Source organism: Allobosea sp. RAF48 (assembly GCF_052114025.1).
Lineage (GTDB): Bacteria > Pseudomonadota > Alphaproteobacteria > Rhizobiales > Beijerinckiaceae > Allobosea.
Genome location: NZ_JBFRDZ010000030.1, coordinates 17,701 through 36,493, shown reverse-complemented (window position 1 = coordinate 36,493; position 18,793 = coordinate 17,701). Strand labels below are relative to the sequence as shown.

Genomic DNA, 18,793 nt, shown 5'->3' with positions numbered 1-18,793 from the left:
GCGATCGTCGGCCCGGCCTTGCTCCCAGAAGGCTTCGGCGGAAACGGCAGCGATTCCTGGGCGACCACGGGCGATCCCAACATCAGCAGCGTCGTGCTGACGCCCAACCAGCGCGCTCTGAATGGGTGACTAGGCGGCCGTTTCATTCGATTCTCCATTCCGGACAACACATCTGAACCCGACATGGCTGGTCGACGTATCGATCGCCTCGGCATGTCGGGCTGCAGGTCGGTAGCGGCGGCAGTAGTTCGGAGCGCACAGATGCGATCCGCCCTTCAGAACCTTCCGCGGGATTTTTATGTTGGGGAGACACGGATCGTAGCTGGCGGATTCCAGCCCTCCGCGAGGGTTCTGCGGCATGCAGCAGGCTTTCGTCGCATCCGCCTCGCGCTTCGGGGCGAACCAGTCGGACGTCCACTCCCAGACGTTCCCGATCATGTCGTAGAGGCCGTATCCGTTGGGCGGAAAGGACCTGACGGGCGAGGTGCGAGCGTATCCGTCCAGCTTGTGATTGACGGTCGGAAACGATCCTTGCCAGGTATTGGCCATATGCCGATCATCGGGGGTCAGTTCCGAGCCCCAGGCGTATTCGGCCTGTTCAAGGCCGCCTCTGGCGGCGAATTCCCACTCGGCTTCGGTGGGGAGATCCTTGCCCTTCCATCGCGCGTAGGCCAATGCGTCGTGGTGGCTGACATGGACAACGGGATGATCGTCCAGTCCCGCAATGCTGCTGCGCGGCCCATAGGGCTGGCGCCAGTTGGCGCCCTTCAGGAAAGTCCACCATTGCGACCAGTCGCCGAGATCGACGCGCCCCGTCGGCTCCCGGAAGACCAGCGAGCCCGCATGCAGCATCTCCGGCAAGATACCGGGATAGTCCCGCGGGTCGGGCTCGAATTCGGCAAATGTGCGATGCCCGGTCGTCGCCACGAACTCGGCGAACTGTGCGTTGGTGACAGGGGTCTCGTCGATGAAGAAGCCGTCGACGCTGACACGATGAGCCGGCTTCTCTTCGGGGTAGTGATCATCCGAGCCCATCCAGAAGATTCCGGCGCGCACGAAGATCATGCCATCTCGCGCACGCTGAGATGACACATCCGTCTGAGCCGTCTCTGCCTGCATAGCCAGCCTTCCCCTCAACCTGAATCGCGTTCGCGAGCGCACTCACGTTCCGTGGGAACGCATACACGACACGACGATTGAGACTGTCCCGAACGGACAATTCGCGAGGTTCTTTGTGCTCCCCAAGCAAGTCGAGCGGACCGGATGCGTTTTGGTTGATTGACGACGATACCGCGAAGCGGCAGAGGTGCCGGCCATACGAATGGCGTACGGCGGGGGGTATGGAGGTTCGATCGCGCACCACGAAGGCTCAGTTCGCACTATGTCTGGGCCTGACCATCAACACGACCGGTCAATCATTCCTTCTCGTCGTCCTGCCGCCCTTGGGCCGCCGTCTCGGCTTCTCGGATATCCAAACCGGTGCGATCCTCAGCATCTCCGCGCTGCTGCTCATGGTGTCAGCGCCGGCTTGGGGATATCTTAGCGAACGGATGGGGCGCAGGCCGGTTCTGCTGGCGGCGCTCGCTGGGGCGGCCATCGCGGCAGCGTCGTTCGGCATGATCGTGCATTTCCGCCTGATGGGCGCCTTCGGCGCGGCTCTCGCGGTCGGCCTGTTCATTTCCTTCAGGGCCGCGCAGTCGCTGGCTTCCAGCGGGATCATGCCTGCGTCGCAGGCCTACATGGCCGATATCACCGCACCAACGCAGCGGGCCGGCGCCATGGGTGTTCTCGGGGCAGCCATCGGGTTGGGCGCCATCCTTGGGGCCGCGCTCGCATGGCAGATCGCCCCCATCAATCCTGCATGGGCTTTCGCCATCATATCCGTGCTCGCCACCGCCGCCTTCGCCGGCGTCTATTCTTGGGCCACAGAGCCTGCCCGCGTCGCGCGCGCGTCACCGTTCGACGCTCGTTTGCCGCTTGCCAGGATATGGCCGCTTCTCCTGATCACGCTCGTATCGATCTCCGCCTACAGCATCCTGCAGCAGGTGACGGCGCTGCGCATGCAAGATGCGCTCGGGTTCACGGTGGAGGAATCGATCTCGCGTGGCGGAGCGGCGCTGATGGCGACCGCCTTGGCGATGATCGCCGTCCAGGCTTGCGCGATCCGCCTGTTGCGATGGGAGCCGATGCGATTGCTGGCCGTGGGAGCCGTCATCGCCGTGTCGTCGATGCTGATTTGCAGCCTGGTGGACAGCTATATCGAGATTTTCGGCTCGCTCGTGATGCTTGGGATTGGTCTCGGCCTCATGCTCCCCGGCAATCTCGCTTCTCTCAGTTTGTTGACGGGGCCCGGGGCCCAGGGCAAGGCGGCTGGCCTCAATGTCGTCGCGCAAGGGGCGGGCCAGGCAATCGGCCCCCTCGCCGGCGCCATGCTTCATCGGGTCTCGCCGCAGGCTCCATTCGTGGCTGCAACGTTCCTCCTCACGGTCGCCTGTACAGTTGCGATCTTCACCTGGAGATCGGCCATGCAGCCGCCGGAGACCCTTGTACCGCACGGCAACTGAAAATGCGTGCGCCGCCCGATCCCTTCGCGGAACGGTCTTTCATGCCCCTCGCACGTTTCGCCTCGACGAATAACTCAGAATCGATAGGTCGCGGCGATGACCGGGCCGTGCATTGTCGTTTCGTAGAGCAAGTCGCCCTTGCGATAATCGACATAGAGCGCCCGATAGCCGGCCCGGAACACCCAGTTGTCGCCCCACTGATAGTTGACCGTGCCTAGCGCCTGCCAGGTTAGCCTGGAAGCGAGGTTGAAGCCGCCGATATCGCCCGCCAGCGTGAGGCTCCAGGGGCCGCCGAGCCTGGCGGTCATGCGGGCCGCGACGACCGGGTCGAGCCAGTTCTCCGAGACGCTGTGATCGATCCGCAGGTTGAGGGAGCCCGGCGCGATCTTCAACTCGTTGTCGAGGTTCCAGAAGCGAAGGCCCGCGCCGACATCGAGATCGAAGGTCTCGTCGGCGTAGATGCGGTAGAGCACCCCTGTCTGAAGCGTCAGCGTCTGCGAGCGGACCTTTGCCGACGAGAAGTAGGGCCCCGGCAAGGAGCCGCCGGGCGTGACCTGCGAGAGCATCGCGTCCGCGAGGAAGCCCCAGCGTCCGATGCGCATTTCGGCGGCCCCCATCAGGCCGACATTCATGTTCTTCAGGATGTCGCCGAAGCTGAGGTTGAGATTGGCAGCCGGCAGTGGCGGCAAGGTGGAGGCTCGTCCGTCGAGCGCGGCAGTCCAGGCATAGCCGGTGAAGGAAAAGCTCGGCCCGTTCGACAGTAACGCCGGCAGAGGCGGCGCGGATGCGAGATCGGCGGCAAGGAGCGGCGCAGAGCTCAGCAGAACGGTCGCTGCGGCAATGACGGATTTCAAGATGCGGGCTCCGATTCGATTCACTCGCAGCAGGGCATGCGCGGAAGCGCGGAGGGAGACTGTCCCGTTGGAACAATCTCGGACCTTGAATGTGCTATGCGTTCACTATGAGCCTGAGATTGATCAAAAGAGACGCCGCCGAGGCCATCCTCCGGCAGAATGGCTGGCTGTCCTATCAGCTCGAGGCGTTCCAGAAGGAGGTCCTGCGGCGCTCCATCCTTGTGAATCTGGCCCCAGGCGAGCTGGTTTTCGGCTTCGGCGAAGAACTGGGAGGCATTTACGGCCTCGTGAGCGGCACCGCGACGATAAACACCGCTCCGCCAAACCATATCCCGCAGTTGATCAATGTCGGCGCACCTGGTGCCTGGGCCGGAGAAGGCTGTTTCCTGGCCCGCCAGCCGCGGAGCGTCGAACTACGCGCATTGGTCGAGACCTGGCTGATGTACCTGCCCCTTGAGCAGATGGATGAAATGGCCGATGCCGACCCGATGGTCGCTTACAATTTCGGCCAGATCATCATGACCAATGTCGATGCCCTCATCAGAGTGATCAATGATCTGCAGAGGGTCGATCCCGATCGCAGGATTGCCTCGGTTCTCCAGCGGGCGGGGTGGATCGGGGAGCATCCCCTCCCGTTGACGCAGTCTGAGATCGGCACCATGGCCCGCGCTTCACGCAGGCAGGTCAATGCCGCCTTGAAGCGGTTTGCGGAGAACGGATGGGTGAAGACCAGCTATCGGTCTGTCACCATCCTCAATTCCGAGAAACTACGGATCTTTTCAACTGAAGACGACTGAGCCGACGCGGCTCGGCGGAGAGTTTCCCGGTCCCGTGCGAGGCGGTGCTTGATGAGCGCGATATTGATCAAGAGAGCAACCGCAGAAGCCATCCTTCGGCAGAACGGATGGCTGTCGACACAGCCTGAAGCTTTCCGGAACGAGGTTCTGCGACGCTCCATCCTGATGCGTTTCGAACATGATGAGGTCATTTATCACTTCGGCGATGACCTGGGGGGTATCTATGGCCTCGTGAGCGGTGTGGTTGCAGTCAACACCGCTCCGCAAAGCGATACTCCGCAGTTGATTCACATGGGCGTGCCTGGTTCCTGGACCGGCGAAGATAGCTATCTGATCCGCCAGCCGCGGCGGCTTGAACTGCGCGCAATGACCGAGACCTGGGCGATGCATCTGCCCCTCGACCAAATGGCCCAGATGACTGCCGCAGATCCCGCGGTCATCCGCAATTTCTGCCAGAACCTCCTGCGCGGCGTCGATGTCCTCATCAGGATCATCCACGATCTTCAGAAGCAGGAACCCGAGCGCCGGATAGCCTCCGTGCTGCAGCGCATGACCTGGAGCAGCAGACAGGTCCTGTTGACGCAGACCGAGGTCGGCACGATGGCCTCGGCTTCGCGCCGTCAGGTCAATGCCGCCTTGAAGCAGTTTGCCGAAAACGGATGGCTGACGACCAGTTATGGCTCGATCACGGTCACGAATGCCGAAGCGTTACGGCGGTTCGGAGATGAAGGCGGCCATTGAGTTCAAAGCCAACACTGCATTGAATTGAAGCCGGACCACTCAATCAGGGTAGGCCAGCTCGATGCTCCCCTATAGGGCCTGATGCCGTCCGTCCCATCATCCGCCATGGCTTTGGACCGGCTGCTCCCGCCGCCGTGTAAGCTGCGGCGTCACCGCCGAGCCGGAGCAGCCCCATGAACAGGACGAACTCGACCTGCAGGCCTATCACCGTGTCCGGTCGCGGCTGGTCTCGCGCCGAACCGCGACAGTCAATCAGATCCGGGCGTTCCTGATCTGGCAGGGTATCGCCATTCGCCCCGGGCTGCGGGCCCTGCGAAGCTCGCTCTTAGACATCCTGAAGAACCGGGCCGACGAGATCTCGCCTCTGATCTGGTCGTCGACCTCTATGAGGACTGGCTATGGCTCGACGAGCGCATCGAGACGATCACAGCCGAAATCGAGAAGATCGCAGCCGAGCAGGCTGCCTGCACACGGCTTATGAGCGTGCCGGCGTTGGGACGATCATCTCAACCGCGATGGTCGCCGCGTTCGGCGACGGTGAAACCTTCGACCGAGGCCGCGATTTCGGCGCCTGGCTCCGTCTCGTAGCGCGCCTCAATCGGATCGCATCGGCCTTGGTCGACGGCCCATCCGACCGAAGTACGATGGCGCAGTGGGCGTCGCGCGTGGCGATGAGCGAAAGCTCGCTCGCCCGATTGGTCCAACACGAAACTGGCCTGTCCTTCGGTCGTTGGCGACAGCAACTGCAGCTAATCGTCGCGCTCAGAAGCCTGGCAGCTGGGGCGACCGTACAGCAGGTTTCGGGAGACCTTGGATATGAATCGGTATCCGCATTCATCACCATGTTCAAGAAAGCGCTTGGCGCGTCACCGGCCAAATATTTCAAGAACTTCAGCTCTTAGAAACGGGCCCATAACTTCTGACTTGCGCTGATCACGTCGAACCGATCTAGTTCAAGCGCGGGACGCTACGATTATGACCAAGTCATTGATGCCCTTGCGCGACGAGACGCTGCTGCGGCGCGGGAAGCGGTAGCCTGCATGCGAGGATATCGAAGGATCGTGTCGTCGGCCTGATGCGGCGACATAGTGGTTTTGCGGAGACTCCCGTCTTTTCACCCTGATGACTGGAGCTTTGGGCGGCTTGGCGCCCCATTTGCGGACGTCGGACTGGCCGCCTGAGGCCAGACGCTCCGAGGCCGGATTCATGTTCGTGGATACGGCGAACCTGGGGAGCTGTTCGAGTCGCCAGTTTGGCATTGCCTCGCGGAAGGGCTTGCCAACAGAGAATGCCTCGCCGTCGATGGCGGTTGATCAGGGCCGCGCGAACAACCAGCACTCGGCGAAAGCTTCCGATACGGTCGACTTGGACGATCTCGCCCGGATCCGTCGCTCGGTGCGTGAGTACCTCGGAACGCTCGACGAGGTTGGCTGGGCGACGCAACCTGTCCTGTATCAACCGGCCATCTCGTGAGGTACGCGCGCGAGGCTGACGACCGCGGCAAGGCCGGCGAATGCAGCGGCCAGCACCAACGCAACCTCCGGCGCCGAGGAGAGCGGGACGACGTCGAATACGATAGCCATCACGATGGCGCCGAAGGTCTGGCCGGTCAGCCGCGCAGTGCCCTGCATGGCACCGGCAGCGCCGCTGCGTGCTTTGGGCGCCGATAGGAGTAGGACGCGGTTGTTGGGGGTCTGGAAAAGGCCGAAGCCGAGGCCAGCGATCACCGTGCCAATGATGAAGCTTGCTCCGTAGGGACCGGCCCGCAACAGGCCGACACTTGCGAGTCCGACGGCCAGCAGGGCGCCGCCAGCGGTGCAGAGGCAGGCCGTCTTCACGCGATTGGCGAGCCATCCGGAAACCGGCGCGATCAGAGCCACCGCCGCGGGCCACGGCATCATGTACAGCCCCGCCTGGGTCGTCGCCATGCCGAGCCTGTGCTGGAGATAGAAGGGCAGAGCGAGAAGGCCTAGCATCTGCCCGGTGAAGCAGCAGACCGACGCGACGACGGAGAACCGGAAGGCCGGCGCGCCGAAGAGATCGGTGGGCACGAGCGGGGTCGCACTCCGGCGCTCGATCCGTAGCAACGTGAAGAGGCAAACCACCGACGCGACGATCAGCAGTCCGCCTGTCACTGGAGACTGGGCGACCCGATCAGCGCCGAGGAAGAACAGGACGAACATCAGGGCACTCGCGATCATGGCCCTGCCGTCGAGCTTCCGCGCCACGCCCTCAGTTGACGCCAAAACTGGGCCGGATGCCAGTACGACGATGCCGAGCGGTATGTTGACGGCGAAGAGCCATGGCCAGGGCGCCACCGCCAGGATGGCGCCTGCAAGACCGGGCCCTGCGGCCGAGGAGATGGCGATCGTCATCGCGTTGATGCCGATGATCGTACCGAGCAGCCGCTGCGGCACCGACAGTCGAAGGTTCGTCACGCCGAGAGCCATCACCGCACCCGCGCCCAAGCCCTGGACAAACCGCGCGGCGACCAGCATCGGCAGTGTCCCCGCGCAGGCGCAGGCGGCGGAGGCCAAGGTGAAGAGCGCGACGCCCGCTAGAAAGACCCGCCGCGCCCCGACCATCTCGCCGATGGCGCCGCAGGGCAGCAGCGCAACCAGAACCGCGAGCTGATAGCTCGAAACGACCCAAACCGCATCGCTCGGGCTGGCATGCAACGAGGCGGCGATCGAAGGCAGTGCGATGTTGGCGATGGCGCCGTCGAGCACCACAAGCACCAACGTCAGGAGGAGGACGGCGATTGCGAAGTAGCGCCGCGGCGCCGGCAGGCCATCGATATGGGAATCGGCAACAGTCTGCGACATGGGAGCTTTCCTTGGTGGCTCCGTCCTGATAAGCCGCGGCCAGAGATTGCACCATACGCAACGAATTCAACTGACATTTGCGTATAACGCCATGCCAGACATAGATCTGAACCTGTTGATCGCGCTCGATGTCCTGCTTCAGGAACGCAGCGTGACACGCGCTGCGCTCAGGCTACGGCTCAGCACCTCCGCGATGAGCCGCACCTTGTCCAGGCTCAGAGACGCTCTCGGCGATCCGGTATTGGTACCGGCCGGCCGCGCGATGGTTGCGACACCTCGCGCCGAGGCCATTGCCGAGGAGGTGCACATGCTCCTGACGGGCGCGCAAGCGATGCTGCGGCCGCCGCCGCCGATCGATCCGCGGAGAATGGAGCGCGAATTCACCATCCGCGCCAATGAGGCATTCACGCAGCTCTATGCAGCAAAGCTCAGCGCCGCGGTGTCGGCCACGGCGCCCAGTGTGCGGCTTCGCTTCGTGCCGAAGCCCGATAAGGAGATAAGCCCTCTGCGGCACGGGACGGTCGATCTCGAGATTGGGGTGATCTCGGGCGAGGGACATGAACTTCGCGCACAAACCCTCTATCGCGACAGCTATGTCGGTGTGGCTCGGGCCGGCCATCCCCTCCTGGATGCGGCAGTCACGCCGGAGGGCCTTTGCGCGTGGGGCCATGTGGTGTTTGCGCGGCGTCGGGATCGATCCAGCCCGGCCGATGAAGCGCTGGCCGCCCTTGGGCTCTCGCGCCGAGTGGCCGTCATCGTCCCCGGCTTTCCAGCTGTGATCGCCGTTGCGGCGGCGTCCGACCTCCTGGGTCTCGTCCCGCGCTCGGCTTGCCTGGCACTTCCGGGATACACGACGGCTCTCTTCGATTTGCCGATCCAGATGCCCGAGCTCGTCGTGTCACAGATCTGGCACCCGCGGATGGATGCCGATGCCGGCCATCGCTGGCTCCGTGCACTGGTATTCGAAGCGTTCCGCAAGGGTCCGTAACCCCACGCGAAACCCGCCGCCGCCAGGTGAACTTGGGGCCGACGGTCAGCGCAGCGGTTTGCAGTGCTTTCAGCACGACCAGCGCCAAGGTCAACCACTGGGTCGCTCCATCTCCTGACATTGGCTCGCTGCCGGAAAGCAGACCTTGCTGCGCGGCACCAGGCGACCGAAATCGACCCAAGCCGGACGCATCGTAGGTCTGTTGCCAGGCAGCCCAGCAGGTATCGGCGGATCCCCCGTTGTGCCGCGCAACCAGGTGGCTATAACGTCCCCCCACAAACTCGGACCCGGTGTAAATCCGGGTGGCTCTTCCGGCCGCCGATCCGCCGGACAACGCAACAGGCTGTCAAACGTCAATTGTGAGGTCGCACCGCCGGGTGGGCCGATGGCGTTGCCTTGCGAGATCACCATGCTCATGACCACCCTTCGGCGCGAATGGCTGACCAATCCGCCGCGCGAGCTTCTTGCGGGCGCCGTCGCCACTTTCGCTCTTATTCCTGAGGTCATCGCCTTTTCCTTCGCCGCCGGTGTCGACCCGCAGGTCGGGCTCTACGGCTCCTTCGTTATCGGCATCGTGATCGCCTTCGCTGGCGGGCGCCCGGCCATGGTTTCGGCAGCTGCCGGCTCGGTTGCGCTGGTGGCGGCACCGCTCGTTGCCTCGCACGGCCTGTCTTATCTCTTAGCCGCCGGCCTGCTTGCCGGCGCGCTTCAGATCGTCTTCGGGCTGCTTCGGCTCGGGGTGCTGATGCGGTTCGTCTCGCAATCGGTCCGCACCGGCTTCGTCAACGCTCTGGCGATCCTGATCTTCGCTGCGCAGATGCCACATCTCCTCGGCGAGGGCTGGTACACCTACGCGCTCTTCGCCGTCGCGCTGGCGCTGATCTACGTCGTGCCACGGCTGACCACCGCCATCCCATCGCCGCTGATCGCCATCGGCCTGCTCACGATCGCCGCAAGCCTGCTCCACCTGCCGGTGAAAACGGTGGCCGATCTCGGCCGCCTGCCCGAGGCGCTGCCAGTCTTCGCCTGGCCGACCGTGCCGGTCAGCTGGGAGACGCTGCGGATCATCGCCGGCCCGGCTGTCGCCATCGCCATGGTCGGCCTGCTCGAATCGCTGATGACCGCCACGGTGGTCGACGACCTCACAAAGACGCCGAGTTCCAGGGACCGTGAGTGCACCGGCCTCGGCCTCGCCAACATGGCGTCGAGCCTGTTCGGCGGCATCGCCGGCTGCGGCATGATCGGCCAGACCGTTAGTAACGTGAAATACGGCGGGCGCGGCCGGCTCTCGACGCTGTTCTCCTGCGCCTTCCTGCTGGTGCTGATGGTCGCGCTGAAGCCTTGGGTCTCGCAGGTGCCGGTCGTCGTGCTGGTTGCGATTATGGTGATGGTCTCGGTCGACACCTTCAACTGGTCCTCGCTCAGGGCGGTCGTCGCGCATCCGCGACTGTCGAGTACGGTGATGCTGGCAACGGTGGCGGTCACGGTGGCGAGCCACAATCTCGCGCTCGGCGTTCTCGTCGGCGTGCTGCTCAGCGGCGTGTTCTTCACCGTGAAGGTCGCGCGGCTGATGCATGTCGCACCCGAGGGCGATGATGCGGCCGGCCTGCTGACCTATCGCGTCACTGGCCAAGTCTTTTTCGCCTCGGCTGACGCCTTCACCGAGGCTTTCGACCTCGATGCGGCGGGCAAGGCCGGCGTGCGCATCGACGTCTCGCAGGCACATTTCTGGGACGTCACTGCGGTCGCCGCGCTCGACAAGATCGTCGGCCGCTACCGGGCCAACAGTATTTCCGTAGAGGTCGTGGGCATGAACCGGGCCACCGCGACGATCGTCGAGCGCTTCGCCGTTCACGACAAGCAACAACCACAGCTCTCTAAAAACTGATACCGCGAGGTCGGAACAACCACTCGCGGTCGTGTTGTGTCCGTAGCCAGCGCCCCGCTCTTGGGACCATACCCTGAGTCGGCTCTCGACCCTGGGAGGCCGTTGGCCGAATCGTGAAAATGGCACGGCGGATGCCCGCCGTGCCAAGTGTTATAGGTCAGTTTGCTCCGAAAGGAGAAGCGCATCGTCAACCTCGATACCGAGGTAGCGCACGGTGCTTTTCAGCTTCGTATGGCGGAGAAGGAGCTGACAGGCGCGCAAGTTGCCGGTGCGCTTATAGATCAGTGCGACCTTCGTCCGGCGGAGACTGTGAGTTCCATAGAGCGCGGGATCAAGCCCAATCAGCGCCACCCAACCATCAAGAAGACGGCCGTACTGCCGCGTTGTGATGTGATCGCCGGGCCGGCTACGACTCGGGAAGAGCCAACCCTCTTCGCAAGGATCTCTCCTTCTGAGCCACGCGGAGAGCGCCTCGCGGGTGGAGTCGGTTAGCTCAAACGGGACCGGCCGCCCGGTCTTCTGCGGAACGATCGCCGTTCGTAGTCGGACCGTGCCCCCAAGCACGACATTGCCGACACGAAGGCGAACGAGGTCGCACCCCCGCAGCTTGCTGTCGATCGCGAGATTGAACATGGCGAGATCACGAACACGCCCGTCGTGCTGTAGGCGGGTCCGAATAGCCCAGATATGCCTCGGCTTCAGAGGTGGCTTCGGTCCGATGATCCGCCCGAGGTTCCACGCCTGATGGGGCAGTTGATTCTGCGCTTGGAGATCCATGGCAGATCCCCCTTTTGGGATGCCGCATCCGGGATCATTCTATCAAACTTCCATGAGACTTTGCGACGCCTTCCACCGAGGCGCGCCAATAGCATGCGTAATCGGGCGGACCCGCGAGGGTGCAAGCTCCCATTAGGATCTCGGCAGATCCAAGAGGGAGGGAGTCGCGATGTTCTACGCTGCGCTGGATGTGTCGCTGCGCTCGGTGGCGATCTGCATCATCGACCATGACGGGAAGATTTGCTTGGAGCGCTCGGTGCGCTCCGACGTGCCCGATGTCCTTCTTTGCCTCGCGGGATTTGGTCAGCCGATCCATCAGGTCGGGTTTGAGGCCGGCGCGCTGACACAGCCCATCGCCTACGGACTGACGGAGGCTGGCTACGACGTCGTCTGCATGGAAGCGCGTCAGGTCGCGGCTGCGCTTTCGGCCATGCGGAACAAGACGGACAAGCATGATGCTCGCGGCATCGCCCAGATCCTCAGATCGGGATGGTACAGCCGGGTGCATGTGAAGAGCGTCGAGAGCCACCACATGCGAGCGCTACTGACGAGCCGCAAGGTGATGCAGCGCAAGTGCATTGACCTCGAGAACGAGATCCGCGGCCTGTTGCGGATCTTCGGCGTCGTGCTGCCTCTTCGACTCTCCCGAGGGGCTTTCGATGCTGCTGTTCGCGAGACGATCGAGACCGACCCTGCGCTCAGCCATGCGCTCCTGCCGATGCTGGAGGCCCGGGCGATGCTCTTCGAGACCTTCACCGAACTCGATCGGCGGGTGAAGTGGGCCGCGCGCGAAGACACGATCTGTCGGCGCTTAATGACCGTGCCGAGCGTTGGCGAGTTCACCGCCCTCAGCTTCAAGGCCGCCGTGGACGATCCCGCCCGCTTCAAGAGCTCTCGGACGGTCGGGGCCTATTTCGGCCTGACGCCGCGGCGCTTCCAATCTGGCGAGACGGACAATCCAGGCCGGATCTCGCACGCAGGTGACGCCGACGTCCGGGCGACGCTCTACGCCGCCGCAAACGCCATGCTGATGCGCTCGATCACCTGGTCGAGCCTCAAGGCTTGGGGTGTCAGGCTCATGAAGACCAAGGGCCGTCGGCGCGCCATCGTCGCCGTCGCCCGCAAGATTGCCGTCGTGCTCCATCGCATGTGGGCCGACGGTACCGACTTCCGCCTGGGATCGGAGGCTGCAGTATGACCTGACCACAGCTTTCAGCGATCCTGGCCGGGATCGTCCCACGCGGACGACGGGATGGATGAAGCCGCAAACTTCTGCTGCGCTTCAAAGCGCGTCCATTAGCGAGGCTCTCCAGACCCAATCCGATGCATGCGTGCAGCGGCGTCGCTCGATAGAAGCCATCAGACTGCGAAGAGAAGCGTGACCCGCGTGAACGAGACCCCGGCGCAAAGGTGCAATCCGAGCTTGACCCACCTACCCGATTAGAGAAGCGGAAGTTGGACGGTTGCCCGGCAGCGGACATTCGCAATCGACCCATATCCGTAATCGGCGGCCTTGAGCCACGATTCGCCTTGCGCCCGGCTTCACCCGGCAAGCCAACCGTCAAATTCAGATGAAGCGGATTGGTTCAGGTCATCGCGATCGGGATCTCGGGTCGGACGCGTCACGCAGGGCATCGCCAAGCAGATTGAGCGCGAGCACCGTTGCCAGGATCGCGAGACTTGGGAAGACGGCGAGCCACCAGGCGTCGAGGATGTTCTCGAAGCCCTCGCGGATCATGCTGCCCCACGTGGCGGTCGGCGGCGGCACTCCTAGCCCGATGAAGCTGAGCGAAGCCTCGGTCCGGATGGCGGAGGCGAGCCAGAGCGAGCTCATGACCACAACGTCCGAGAGCATGTTGGGCAGGATGTGCCGCGTCATGATCCTGAACGGGCCGCAGCCATAGGAGCGGCTGGCCTCGACGAAGTCGCGCTGGCGCAGCGTGATGGTTGGCGCACGGGCGACGCGGGCAAAGGGGGCGATCTCAGTCACCGCGATCGCGATGATGAGGTTCTCCAGGCTCGCCCCGAGCATCGCCGCGATCATCAGGCCGAGCAGCAGGGTCGGGAAGGCGAGCAGCACGTCGAGCACGCCCATGACGAACTGATCGAACACGCCGCCGACATAGCCGGAGATGACGCCGATGGTCGTGCCAACCAGCATGGCGATGAGAATGGCGACGAAGCCGACGAAGAGCGAGATGCGCGCCCCGTAGATCAGCCGCGAGAGCACGTCCCGGCCGTAGGAATCGGTGCCGAGCCAGAACTCGGCCGACGGTGGCTCGAGTCGCGCCACGATGTTCTGCTCCAGCGGATCATGGGGCGCGAGCCAGGGCGCGAGGAGCGCAACGAGGACGATGAAGACGAGCAGGACTAGCCCGACCCACGCCAGCTTGTTATGCGCGAAGGCGAGCCAGAGGCCGCCCGGGCGCAGCTCGACGGTGCTAGTGGCCGCTTCGCTCATGTGTACTTTACCCTCGGGTCCACGAGGCCGTAAGCCAGGTCGGTCAGTGTGTTCACGACGATCACGCAGATGGCGAAGATGATCATCAGCCCCTGCAGCAACGGGTAGTCGCGGGCGTTGAGCGCCCCGATGATGAGCTTGCCCAGGCCCGGTCGGTTGAAGATGATCTCGGTCAGGACCGAGTTGCCGATTAGCGTGCCGAAATAGAGCCCGACCACGGTGATGATCGGGATCAGGCTGTTGCGCAGCGCATGCGTCGTGACGAGCCGACACGAGCCGACGCCCTTGGCGCGGGCGGTGCGGATATAGTCCTCCGTCAGAACGCCCAGCATCGCGGCGCGTGTCACGCGCATCACATAGGCCGTCATGATGATGCCGAGGTTGAGCGCCGGCAGCGCCAGCGCATGCAGACGGCTCGCCAGATCGCCGGAGCCGCTGGCATTGCCCAGGACGGGAAACCAGCCGAGCTGAATCGCGAAGACGATCAGCATGAGGATGCCGGAAACGAAGGCCGGGAAGGACAGGCCAACGAGCGAAACGACGCGCGAGACGTAGTCGACCCAGCCATTGCGGGAGAGAGCGGCTGCTACGCCGAGCGGCAGGCCGAAGACGAGGCCGATCGCGACCGCCGCGACAGTCAGTTCGATGGTGGAGGGCAGGACGAGCAGAACCTCCCGGATGACGCTGTGACCCGTGCTCAGCGACTGGCCGAGATCGCCGGTCAGCACCTTTCCGATGAAGGCGAGATATTGGGCGTAGACCGGCTGATCGAGACCGAGCTTCTCCCTGAGTGCCGCGAGCGCGGCCGCACTGGCCTGGTCGCCCAGGATGACGGAGGCGGGGTCGCCCGGCACGAGCCGGACCAGTACGAAGATCGCCGTCAGCATCACGAGCAGTGTCGGAATGGCGAGGAGCATCCGCCGGAGAACGTAGCTCGTCATGCCGCGACCCTTTCCTGCATCAGGCGCTGCGGTGCGAAGGCCGCGATTTCGCGTCGCGTGCTGCCCTCCATAACGAGGTCGGCGAGAATGGCGCCGACGACCGGAACGAGCTGGAAGCCATGTCCCGAGAAACCGAAGACATGGAACAGGCCGGGGGCCTGTGGCGAGGCGCCGATCACCGGCAGATGGTCGCGCGTCTGCGCTTCGATTCCGGTCCAGCAGCGCGCGATCCGCACCCCGCGCACGATGGGAAAGAGGTCGCTGGTCGCGCGTGCGCCCTTGGCTAGTTCGGTGAAGTTCACCGTACTGCGCTCGCGGTCGAGATCGGCGGCGCCTTGCAGGCCACCGCCAATGACGAGCGTGCCCTGGTCCGATTGCTTGAAGGAGAGCGCCCGTCCGACGACGCTGACGACGGGTTCGATCAGGGGAGCTAGACGCTCCGTTACGATCATCATCGAGGCGCGGACCCCAAGCGCGATCTCGTCCCCGAACAGGGTCGCGACCCGGGCTCCCCAGGCGCCGGCGGCATTGACGACGGCCGCGGCCCGGAAGCGCCGCGCGCCGCAGGCGAGGATCCAGTCCGCCTTCTCCCGGTCAACCGCCTCGATGCCGAAATCCTCGACGATGACGACGCCCGCGGTTTCGCAGGAGCGGCGGAAGGCGAGGATGGTGCGATGCGGATCGGCCGCGCCATCCTTTCGCGCGACAAGCGCCCCCACGCAATGCGGGCTGAGCGCCGGGACGAGGCGCCGCAGCTCGGCAGCGTCGATCATTTCCTCATGAGTGTAGCCGAGCGCGCGCATGCGCGCTTCGCGCTGGAGCAGGTCGGGCAAGTGCTCGCCCCGCTCCGCGATCCGGAGCTGCCCATGGGCATGGAAGCCGCAATTGTCGCCGACGATTGACGCGATGCGATGCCACATCTCCATCGCCTCGAGCGAGATCGGAACTTCGGCGACGTCGCGGCCGAGCGTCCGCACGCCGGCCGCCGTCGCGCCTGAGGCATGCCGGCCGGTCCAGCGTCGCTCGATCACGACGACGCGCTGGCCGCGGCGCGCCAGGTGCAGTGCAGCCGACAGGCCATGCAAACCACCGCCGACCACGGCGACGTCGAAAGCTTCGACATTCATGCCGCCGGCTTCCTCTCGTCGAGGCTGGCGAGCTCGCCCAAAGTCACCGGCTTCAACGGCGGGCGGATGCGGTAGAAACCGACATCCGCAACGGGGCGATTCTGCGCGGCGGCGATGATATGGGCCATGGTGTAGCCGCATTGTCGACCCTGGCACGGGCCCATCCCCGCGCGGGTGAAGGCCTTGAGCTGGTTCGGACCCGGCTGCCCTTGTACGGCCCGCGCCCGCAACTCACCCGCCGTCACCTCTTCGCATCGGCAGACGAGCGTCTCGTCGGCGGGCGTGAAGATCTCCCGGCGCGGCGCGTAGAGCGCGTCGAGGAAGGGACGCAGGGCGAGCGCGCGGGCCAGCGCGATCTGTTCCGTGCGAGCGGCGGTTGCAGCGCCGGCCTCCTCGAGCTTTCCGAGCCGCGTTGCAACGCGCAGCGCCGCGAGCCGCCCCCGTGGCTCGGCTGCTTCGGCGCCGCCGATGCCGGCACCGTCGCCGGCGACGAAGATGTTGGCTTGCGAGGTTTCGCCCCAGGCGTCGAGCACCGGCACCTGGCAGTGCTGACTGGCATCCCACCTCATCGCGCAGCCGAATGCCAGAGGCGCATGGATGTTTGGCACGACGCCCTCGTGGACGAGCAGAACCTCGGCGGCGGCTTCGCCTGCGCGGCCATCCGCGGTTCGGTAGTGCAGTCGCTGGAGGTGTCCATCGCCCTCTGCGCGCAGTTCCGTCACATGGCGAACGATCGGGAAACCGGCTCGCTTCAGCGCCAGCGACCACGACAGCCCCTTGGCGAGGTCGCCGATCCGTCCGAGCCCGCCCGGCAGTTGGCGCATCGCTGCGCCGAGGCGCCCCTTCGGAGTGGTGTCGAGGAAGCCTGCGATCCTGCCGCCGGCTGCAAGCAATTGGGTCATGTAGAGCAGCGGCAGCGGTCCGCAGCCGGCGATCCAGACCGGTTTCTCCGGTACGGAATCGGCCGTCTTGAGCAGGATCTGCGCCGCGCCGACAGTCAATACGCCCGGCAGCGTCCAGCCGGGGAAGGGGACGGGCCGCTCCTGCGCGCCTGTGGCGAGGATGACGGCGCTGGCCGTGACGCCGCGCGCCTGGCCGTCGCGCGTGAGGAAGGCACGGAAGCCCGGCTCGATCTGCCAGAGCTGGCTCTGCGGTTCATAAAGCGCGCCGCAGGCCCGGAAAGCCGCTGCCCGATCCACGCCTGCGCCATAGGCCTCGCCGAGGCGCGCCAGGCGAGGCGAGGCGGCAACGGTCTCGATGCCGCGCCAGATCTGGCCGCCCGGAGCCGGCTGGTCGTCGGCGACCCGCACGGAGAGGCCATGCCTGCGGGCGGTAACGGCGGCGGCCATGCCGGCAGGCCCTGCGCCCACGATCAGGAGGTCGGTATGGTCTTCACTCATGCCGAAAGGCTCCTGCGCCCCTGCTGGCGAACGATGCGCATGCCGTCCTGCACGGGCGTCAGGCATCCCTGTACGGAACCGCAGCCATCGATCTCGACGAGGCATTCGAAGCAGACGCCCATCATGCAGTAGGGCGCGCGTCGGCTCTGCGAGACCGGTGTGGTCCGGCTCCAGCCATCGGCCTGGCGCAGCAGCACCGCTGCGACGCTCTCGCCGGCCTCGGCGATGACAGGCAGCCCGTCGATATGGACCGTGACGGCGGCCGGCCCCGGATCATGCAGCTTGCGGAACATCGAAACGACTCTGGTGGAAGGGAGAGAGCGTGGCCGGCAGGGAACCGGCGGCGATCGCCTCGGCCAGGGCCTCGGCATGGAAGGCGGCAAGTGTCACGCCCGAATGGCAAAGCGCGACGAAGGCTCCGGGATGGGTCTCGGACTGGGCATAGATCGGATGACCATCCGGCGTCATGATCCTGAGACCCGCCCAGTGCCGGACGAGCCGGGCACCGGCGAGGGCAGGGACGATGTCGACGGTCTTGCGGCTCAGCCAGGCGGAGGCTTGCGTCGTCGTTGAGACGTCGAAGCCGCTGTGATCCTTGGTGGCGCCGATCATCACCGTGCCTTCTTCTGTCTGGCGCAGGCCGCTCGCCGGCAGCGGCAGGAAGGGTGCGAGGCGCTCGGTAACGAGCACCTGACCCCGCTCCGGCTGGACCGGCACTCGGAGGCCCACCTGACGCGCGAGAGCGGGCGAACCCAGGCCCGCTGCAATAACGATCCGCGGTGCCGTCATGAGCTCGCCGTCGAGAAAAAGCTGAAAATCCCGGCCGGCCGCCTCGATACGCTCGACGCGCGCCTTGTGCCGGATTCTGCCCCCGTGCCGCAGAATACCCCCATGCAGTGCCGCCAGCAGCCGCAACGGATTGCAGTGGCCATCCCGCCGGCCGAAACTCGCCCCTGAAATGCGGGTACCGAATTCGACCTTCGGCACTAGCCGCTCCAGAGCGGGGCGGTCGAGCATTTCCCAATCGGGCTCGGCTTCGGCAAACTGGTTGTGCAGGCGCGTGAGTTCGAGACGGCGCTGCTCGAAGGCCTCCTCACCGAAGCAGAAGGCGAGGCCGCCGTCTTGCCGGTAATGCAGGCCGATTCCGGTCCCGGTTTCGAGGACCTCGCGAAAGCCGCTCCAGCGCGCGATGCTGTCGCGGGTCAGCGCCTGATAGGCCGGCATGCCGAGGCCCTTGCCCTGAAGCCAGACCAGCCCGAAATTCGCTCGCGCAGCGCGGAAATCGCCATCGTCGCCGTCGAGCAGCAACACCTTCTCGTGCCGGAGGGCCAGCCCGCAGGCGATGGCTGCACCGACCGTTCCCCCTCCGATGACGATGATGTCTGGCCGCACGCGAAATCCCCTTGCCGGCTTCGACGTTAGGGAGCCAT

General features: G+C 65.0%; 17 protein-coding genes, 1 pseudogene and 1 other annotated feature. Of the genes and pseudogenes, 8 read left to right on the top strand and 10 right to left on the bottom strand.

The genetic code is table 11. From position 1 onward, the window contains the following. Positions 1-129: 129 nt before the first annotated feature. Positions 130-1,065: a formylglycine-generating enzyme family protein gene (locus AB4Z10_RS29130; protein WP_441473894.1), complete on the bottom strand. Its 936-nt coding sequence runs from the start codon at positions 1,063-1,065 to the stop codon at positions 130-132. 275 nt (positions 1,066-1,340) lie between these two features. Between AB4Z10_RS29130 and AB4Z10_RS29125 the strand changes: the two genes are divergently transcribed. After that, positions 1,341-2,564 (top strand): MFS transporter, encoded by a 1,224-nt coding sequence (locus tag AB4Z10_RS29125; RefSeq protein ID WP_441473889.1) that lies wholly within the window; start codon positions 1,341-1,343, stop codon positions 2,562-2,564. 74 nt (positions 2,565-2,638) lie between these two features. On the opposite strand, the gene AB4Z10_RS29120 is transcribed toward AB4Z10_RS29125, so the two are convergent. Next, complete coding sequence (locus AB4Z10_RS29120) at positions 2,639-3,418, bottom strand: hypothetical protein (RefSeq protein WP_441473888.1); 780 nt, start codon at positions 3,416-3,418, stop codon at positions 2,639-2,641. A gap of 89 nt (positions 3,419-3,507) precedes the next feature. Here AB4Z10_RS29120 and AB4Z10_RS29115 point away from each other — a divergent pair, with 89 nt between their 5' ends. The 4 genes and pseudogenes from AB4Z10_RS29115 to AB4Z10_RS29100 all read left to right on the top strand — a co-directional run bounded on the left by AB4Z10_RS29115 (position 3,508) and on the right by AB4Z10_RS29100 (position 6,429). Continuing rightward, positions 3,508-4,215, top strand: coding sequence for a Crp/Fnr family transcriptional regulator (locus AB4Z10_RS29115; RefSeq protein ID WP_441473887.1), 708 nt, complete (start codon positions 3,508-3,510; stop codon positions 4,213-4,215). Between the two features lie 51 nt (positions 4,216-4,266). Then, positions 4,267-4,956 carry a Crp/Fnr family transcriptional regulator gene (locus AB4Z10_RS29110; protein ID WP_441473886.1) on the top strand — a complete coding sequence of 230 codons (690 nt, stop codon included), beginning with the start codon at positions 4,267-4,269 and terminating at the stop codon, positions 4,954-4,956. 178 nt (positions 4,957-5,134) lie between these two features. Then, positions 5,135-5,858, top strand: a pseudogene (locus AB4Z10_RS29105) (helix-turn-helix domain-containing protein); the annotation flags it as partial. A 304-nt stretch (positions 5,859-6,162) separates the two neighbouring features. Further along, entirely contained in the window at positions 6,163-6,429 is a 267-nt protein-coding gene (locus tag AB4Z10_RS29100) for a hypothetical protein (RefSeq protein WP_441473885.1), read from the top strand. Here the strand turns inward: AB4Z10_RS29100 and AB4Z10_RS29095 are convergent. After that, positions 6,411-7,781 (bottom strand): MFS transporter, encoded by a 1,371-nt coding sequence (locus tag AB4Z10_RS29095; RefSeq protein WP_441473884.1) that lies wholly within the window; start codon positions 7,779-7,781, stop codon positions 6,411-6,413. The genes AB4Z10_RS29100 and AB4Z10_RS29095 overlap by 19 nt on opposite strands. 91 nt (positions 7,782-7,872) lie before the next feature. Between AB4Z10_RS29095 and AB4Z10_RS29090 the strand changes: the two genes are divergently transcribed. Next, positions 7,873-8,769: a LysR substrate-binding domain-containing protein gene (locus tag AB4Z10_RS29090; protein ID WP_441473893.1), complete on the top strand. Its 897-nt coding sequence runs from the start codon at positions 7,873-7,875 to the stop codon at positions 8,767-8,769. Between the two features lie 280 nt (positions 8,770-9,049). Continuing rightward, positions 9,050-9,105, top strand: a sequence feature (sul1 is cis-regulatory element that is thought to sense ions involved in sulfur or methionine metabolism; They are found in Alphaproteobacteria). A 73-nt stretch (positions 9,106-9,178) separates the two neighbouring features. Then, positions 9,179-10,657 (top strand): SulP family inorganic anion transporter, encoded by a 1,479-nt coding sequence (locus AB4Z10_RS29085; protein WP_441473883.1) that lies wholly within the window; start codon positions 9,179-9,181, stop codon positions 10,655-10,657. A gap of 150 nt (positions 10,658-10,807) precedes the next feature. Here AB4Z10_RS29085 and AB4Z10_RS29080 read toward each other — a convergent pair whose 3' ends face one another. Continuing rightward, on the bottom strand, positions 10,808-11,434 hold the full coding sequence (locus AB4Z10_RS29080) for a tyrosine-type recombinase/integrase (RefSeq protein ID WP_441473882.1): 627 nt from the start codon (positions 11,432-11,434) through the stop codon (positions 10,808-10,810). 169 nt (positions 11,435-11,603) lie between these two features. Between AB4Z10_RS29080 and AB4Z10_RS29075 the strand changes: the two genes are divergently transcribed. Next, positions 11,604-12,632, top strand: coding sequence for an IS110 family RNA-guided transposase (locus AB4Z10_RS29075; protein ID WP_441473881.1), 1,029 nt, complete (start codon positions 11,604-11,606; stop codon positions 12,630-12,632). Positions 12,633-13,025: 393 nt separating this feature from the next. Here the strand turns inward: AB4Z10_RS29075 and AB4Z10_RS29070 are convergent, their stop codons facing one another. From AB4Z10_RS29070 to AB4Z10_RS29045, 6 genes are read right to left on the bottom strand one after another with little or no spacing between them, the layout of a single operon-like run. Next, on the bottom strand, positions 13,026-13,895 hold the full coding sequence (locus tag AB4Z10_RS29070; RefSeq protein ID WP_441473880.1) for an ABC transporter permease: 870 nt from the start codon (positions 13,893-13,895) through the stop codon (positions 13,026-13,028). After that, complete coding sequence (locus AB4Z10_RS29065; protein WP_441473879.1) at positions 13,892-14,836, bottom strand: ABC transporter permease; 945 nt, start codon at positions 14,834-14,836, stop codon at positions 13,892-13,894. Before AB4Z10_RS29065 ends, AB4Z10_RS29070 begins: the two co-directional genes overlap by 4 nt. Beyond that, positions 14,833-15,963: an NAD(P)/FAD-dependent oxidoreductase gene (locus AB4Z10_RS29060; RefSeq protein WP_441473878.1), complete on the bottom strand. Its 1,131-nt coding sequence runs from the start codon at positions 15,961-15,963 to the stop codon at positions 14,833-14,835. The genes AB4Z10_RS29065 and AB4Z10_RS29060 overlap by 4 nt, the downstream gene beginning before the upstream one ends. Then, a complete protein-coding gene (locus tag AB4Z10_RS29055; protein WP_441473877.1) occupies positions 15,960-17,363 on the bottom strand; it encodes an FAD-dependent oxidoreductase in 1,404 nt (467 codons plus the stop codon). Before AB4Z10_RS29055 ends, AB4Z10_RS29060 begins: the two co-directional genes overlap by 4 nt. Continuing rightward, the gene (locus AB4Z10_RS29050) at positions 17,360-17,656 is read right to left on the bottom strand and encodes a (2Fe-2S)-binding protein (RefSeq protein ID WP_441473876.1); all 297 of its coding nucleotides are present in this window, start codon (positions 17,654-17,656) and stop codon (positions 17,360-17,362) included. Before AB4Z10_RS29050 ends, AB4Z10_RS29055 begins: the two co-directional genes overlap by 4 nt. Then, positions 17,637-18,755, bottom strand: coding sequence for an NAD(P)/FAD-dependent oxidoreductase (locus AB4Z10_RS29045; protein WP_441473875.1), 1,119 nt, complete (start codon positions 18,753-18,755; stop codon positions 17,637-17,639). The genes AB4Z10_RS29050 and AB4Z10_RS29045 overlap by 20 nt, the downstream gene beginning before the upstream one ends. Positions 18,756-18,793 lie beyond the last annotated feature (38 nt).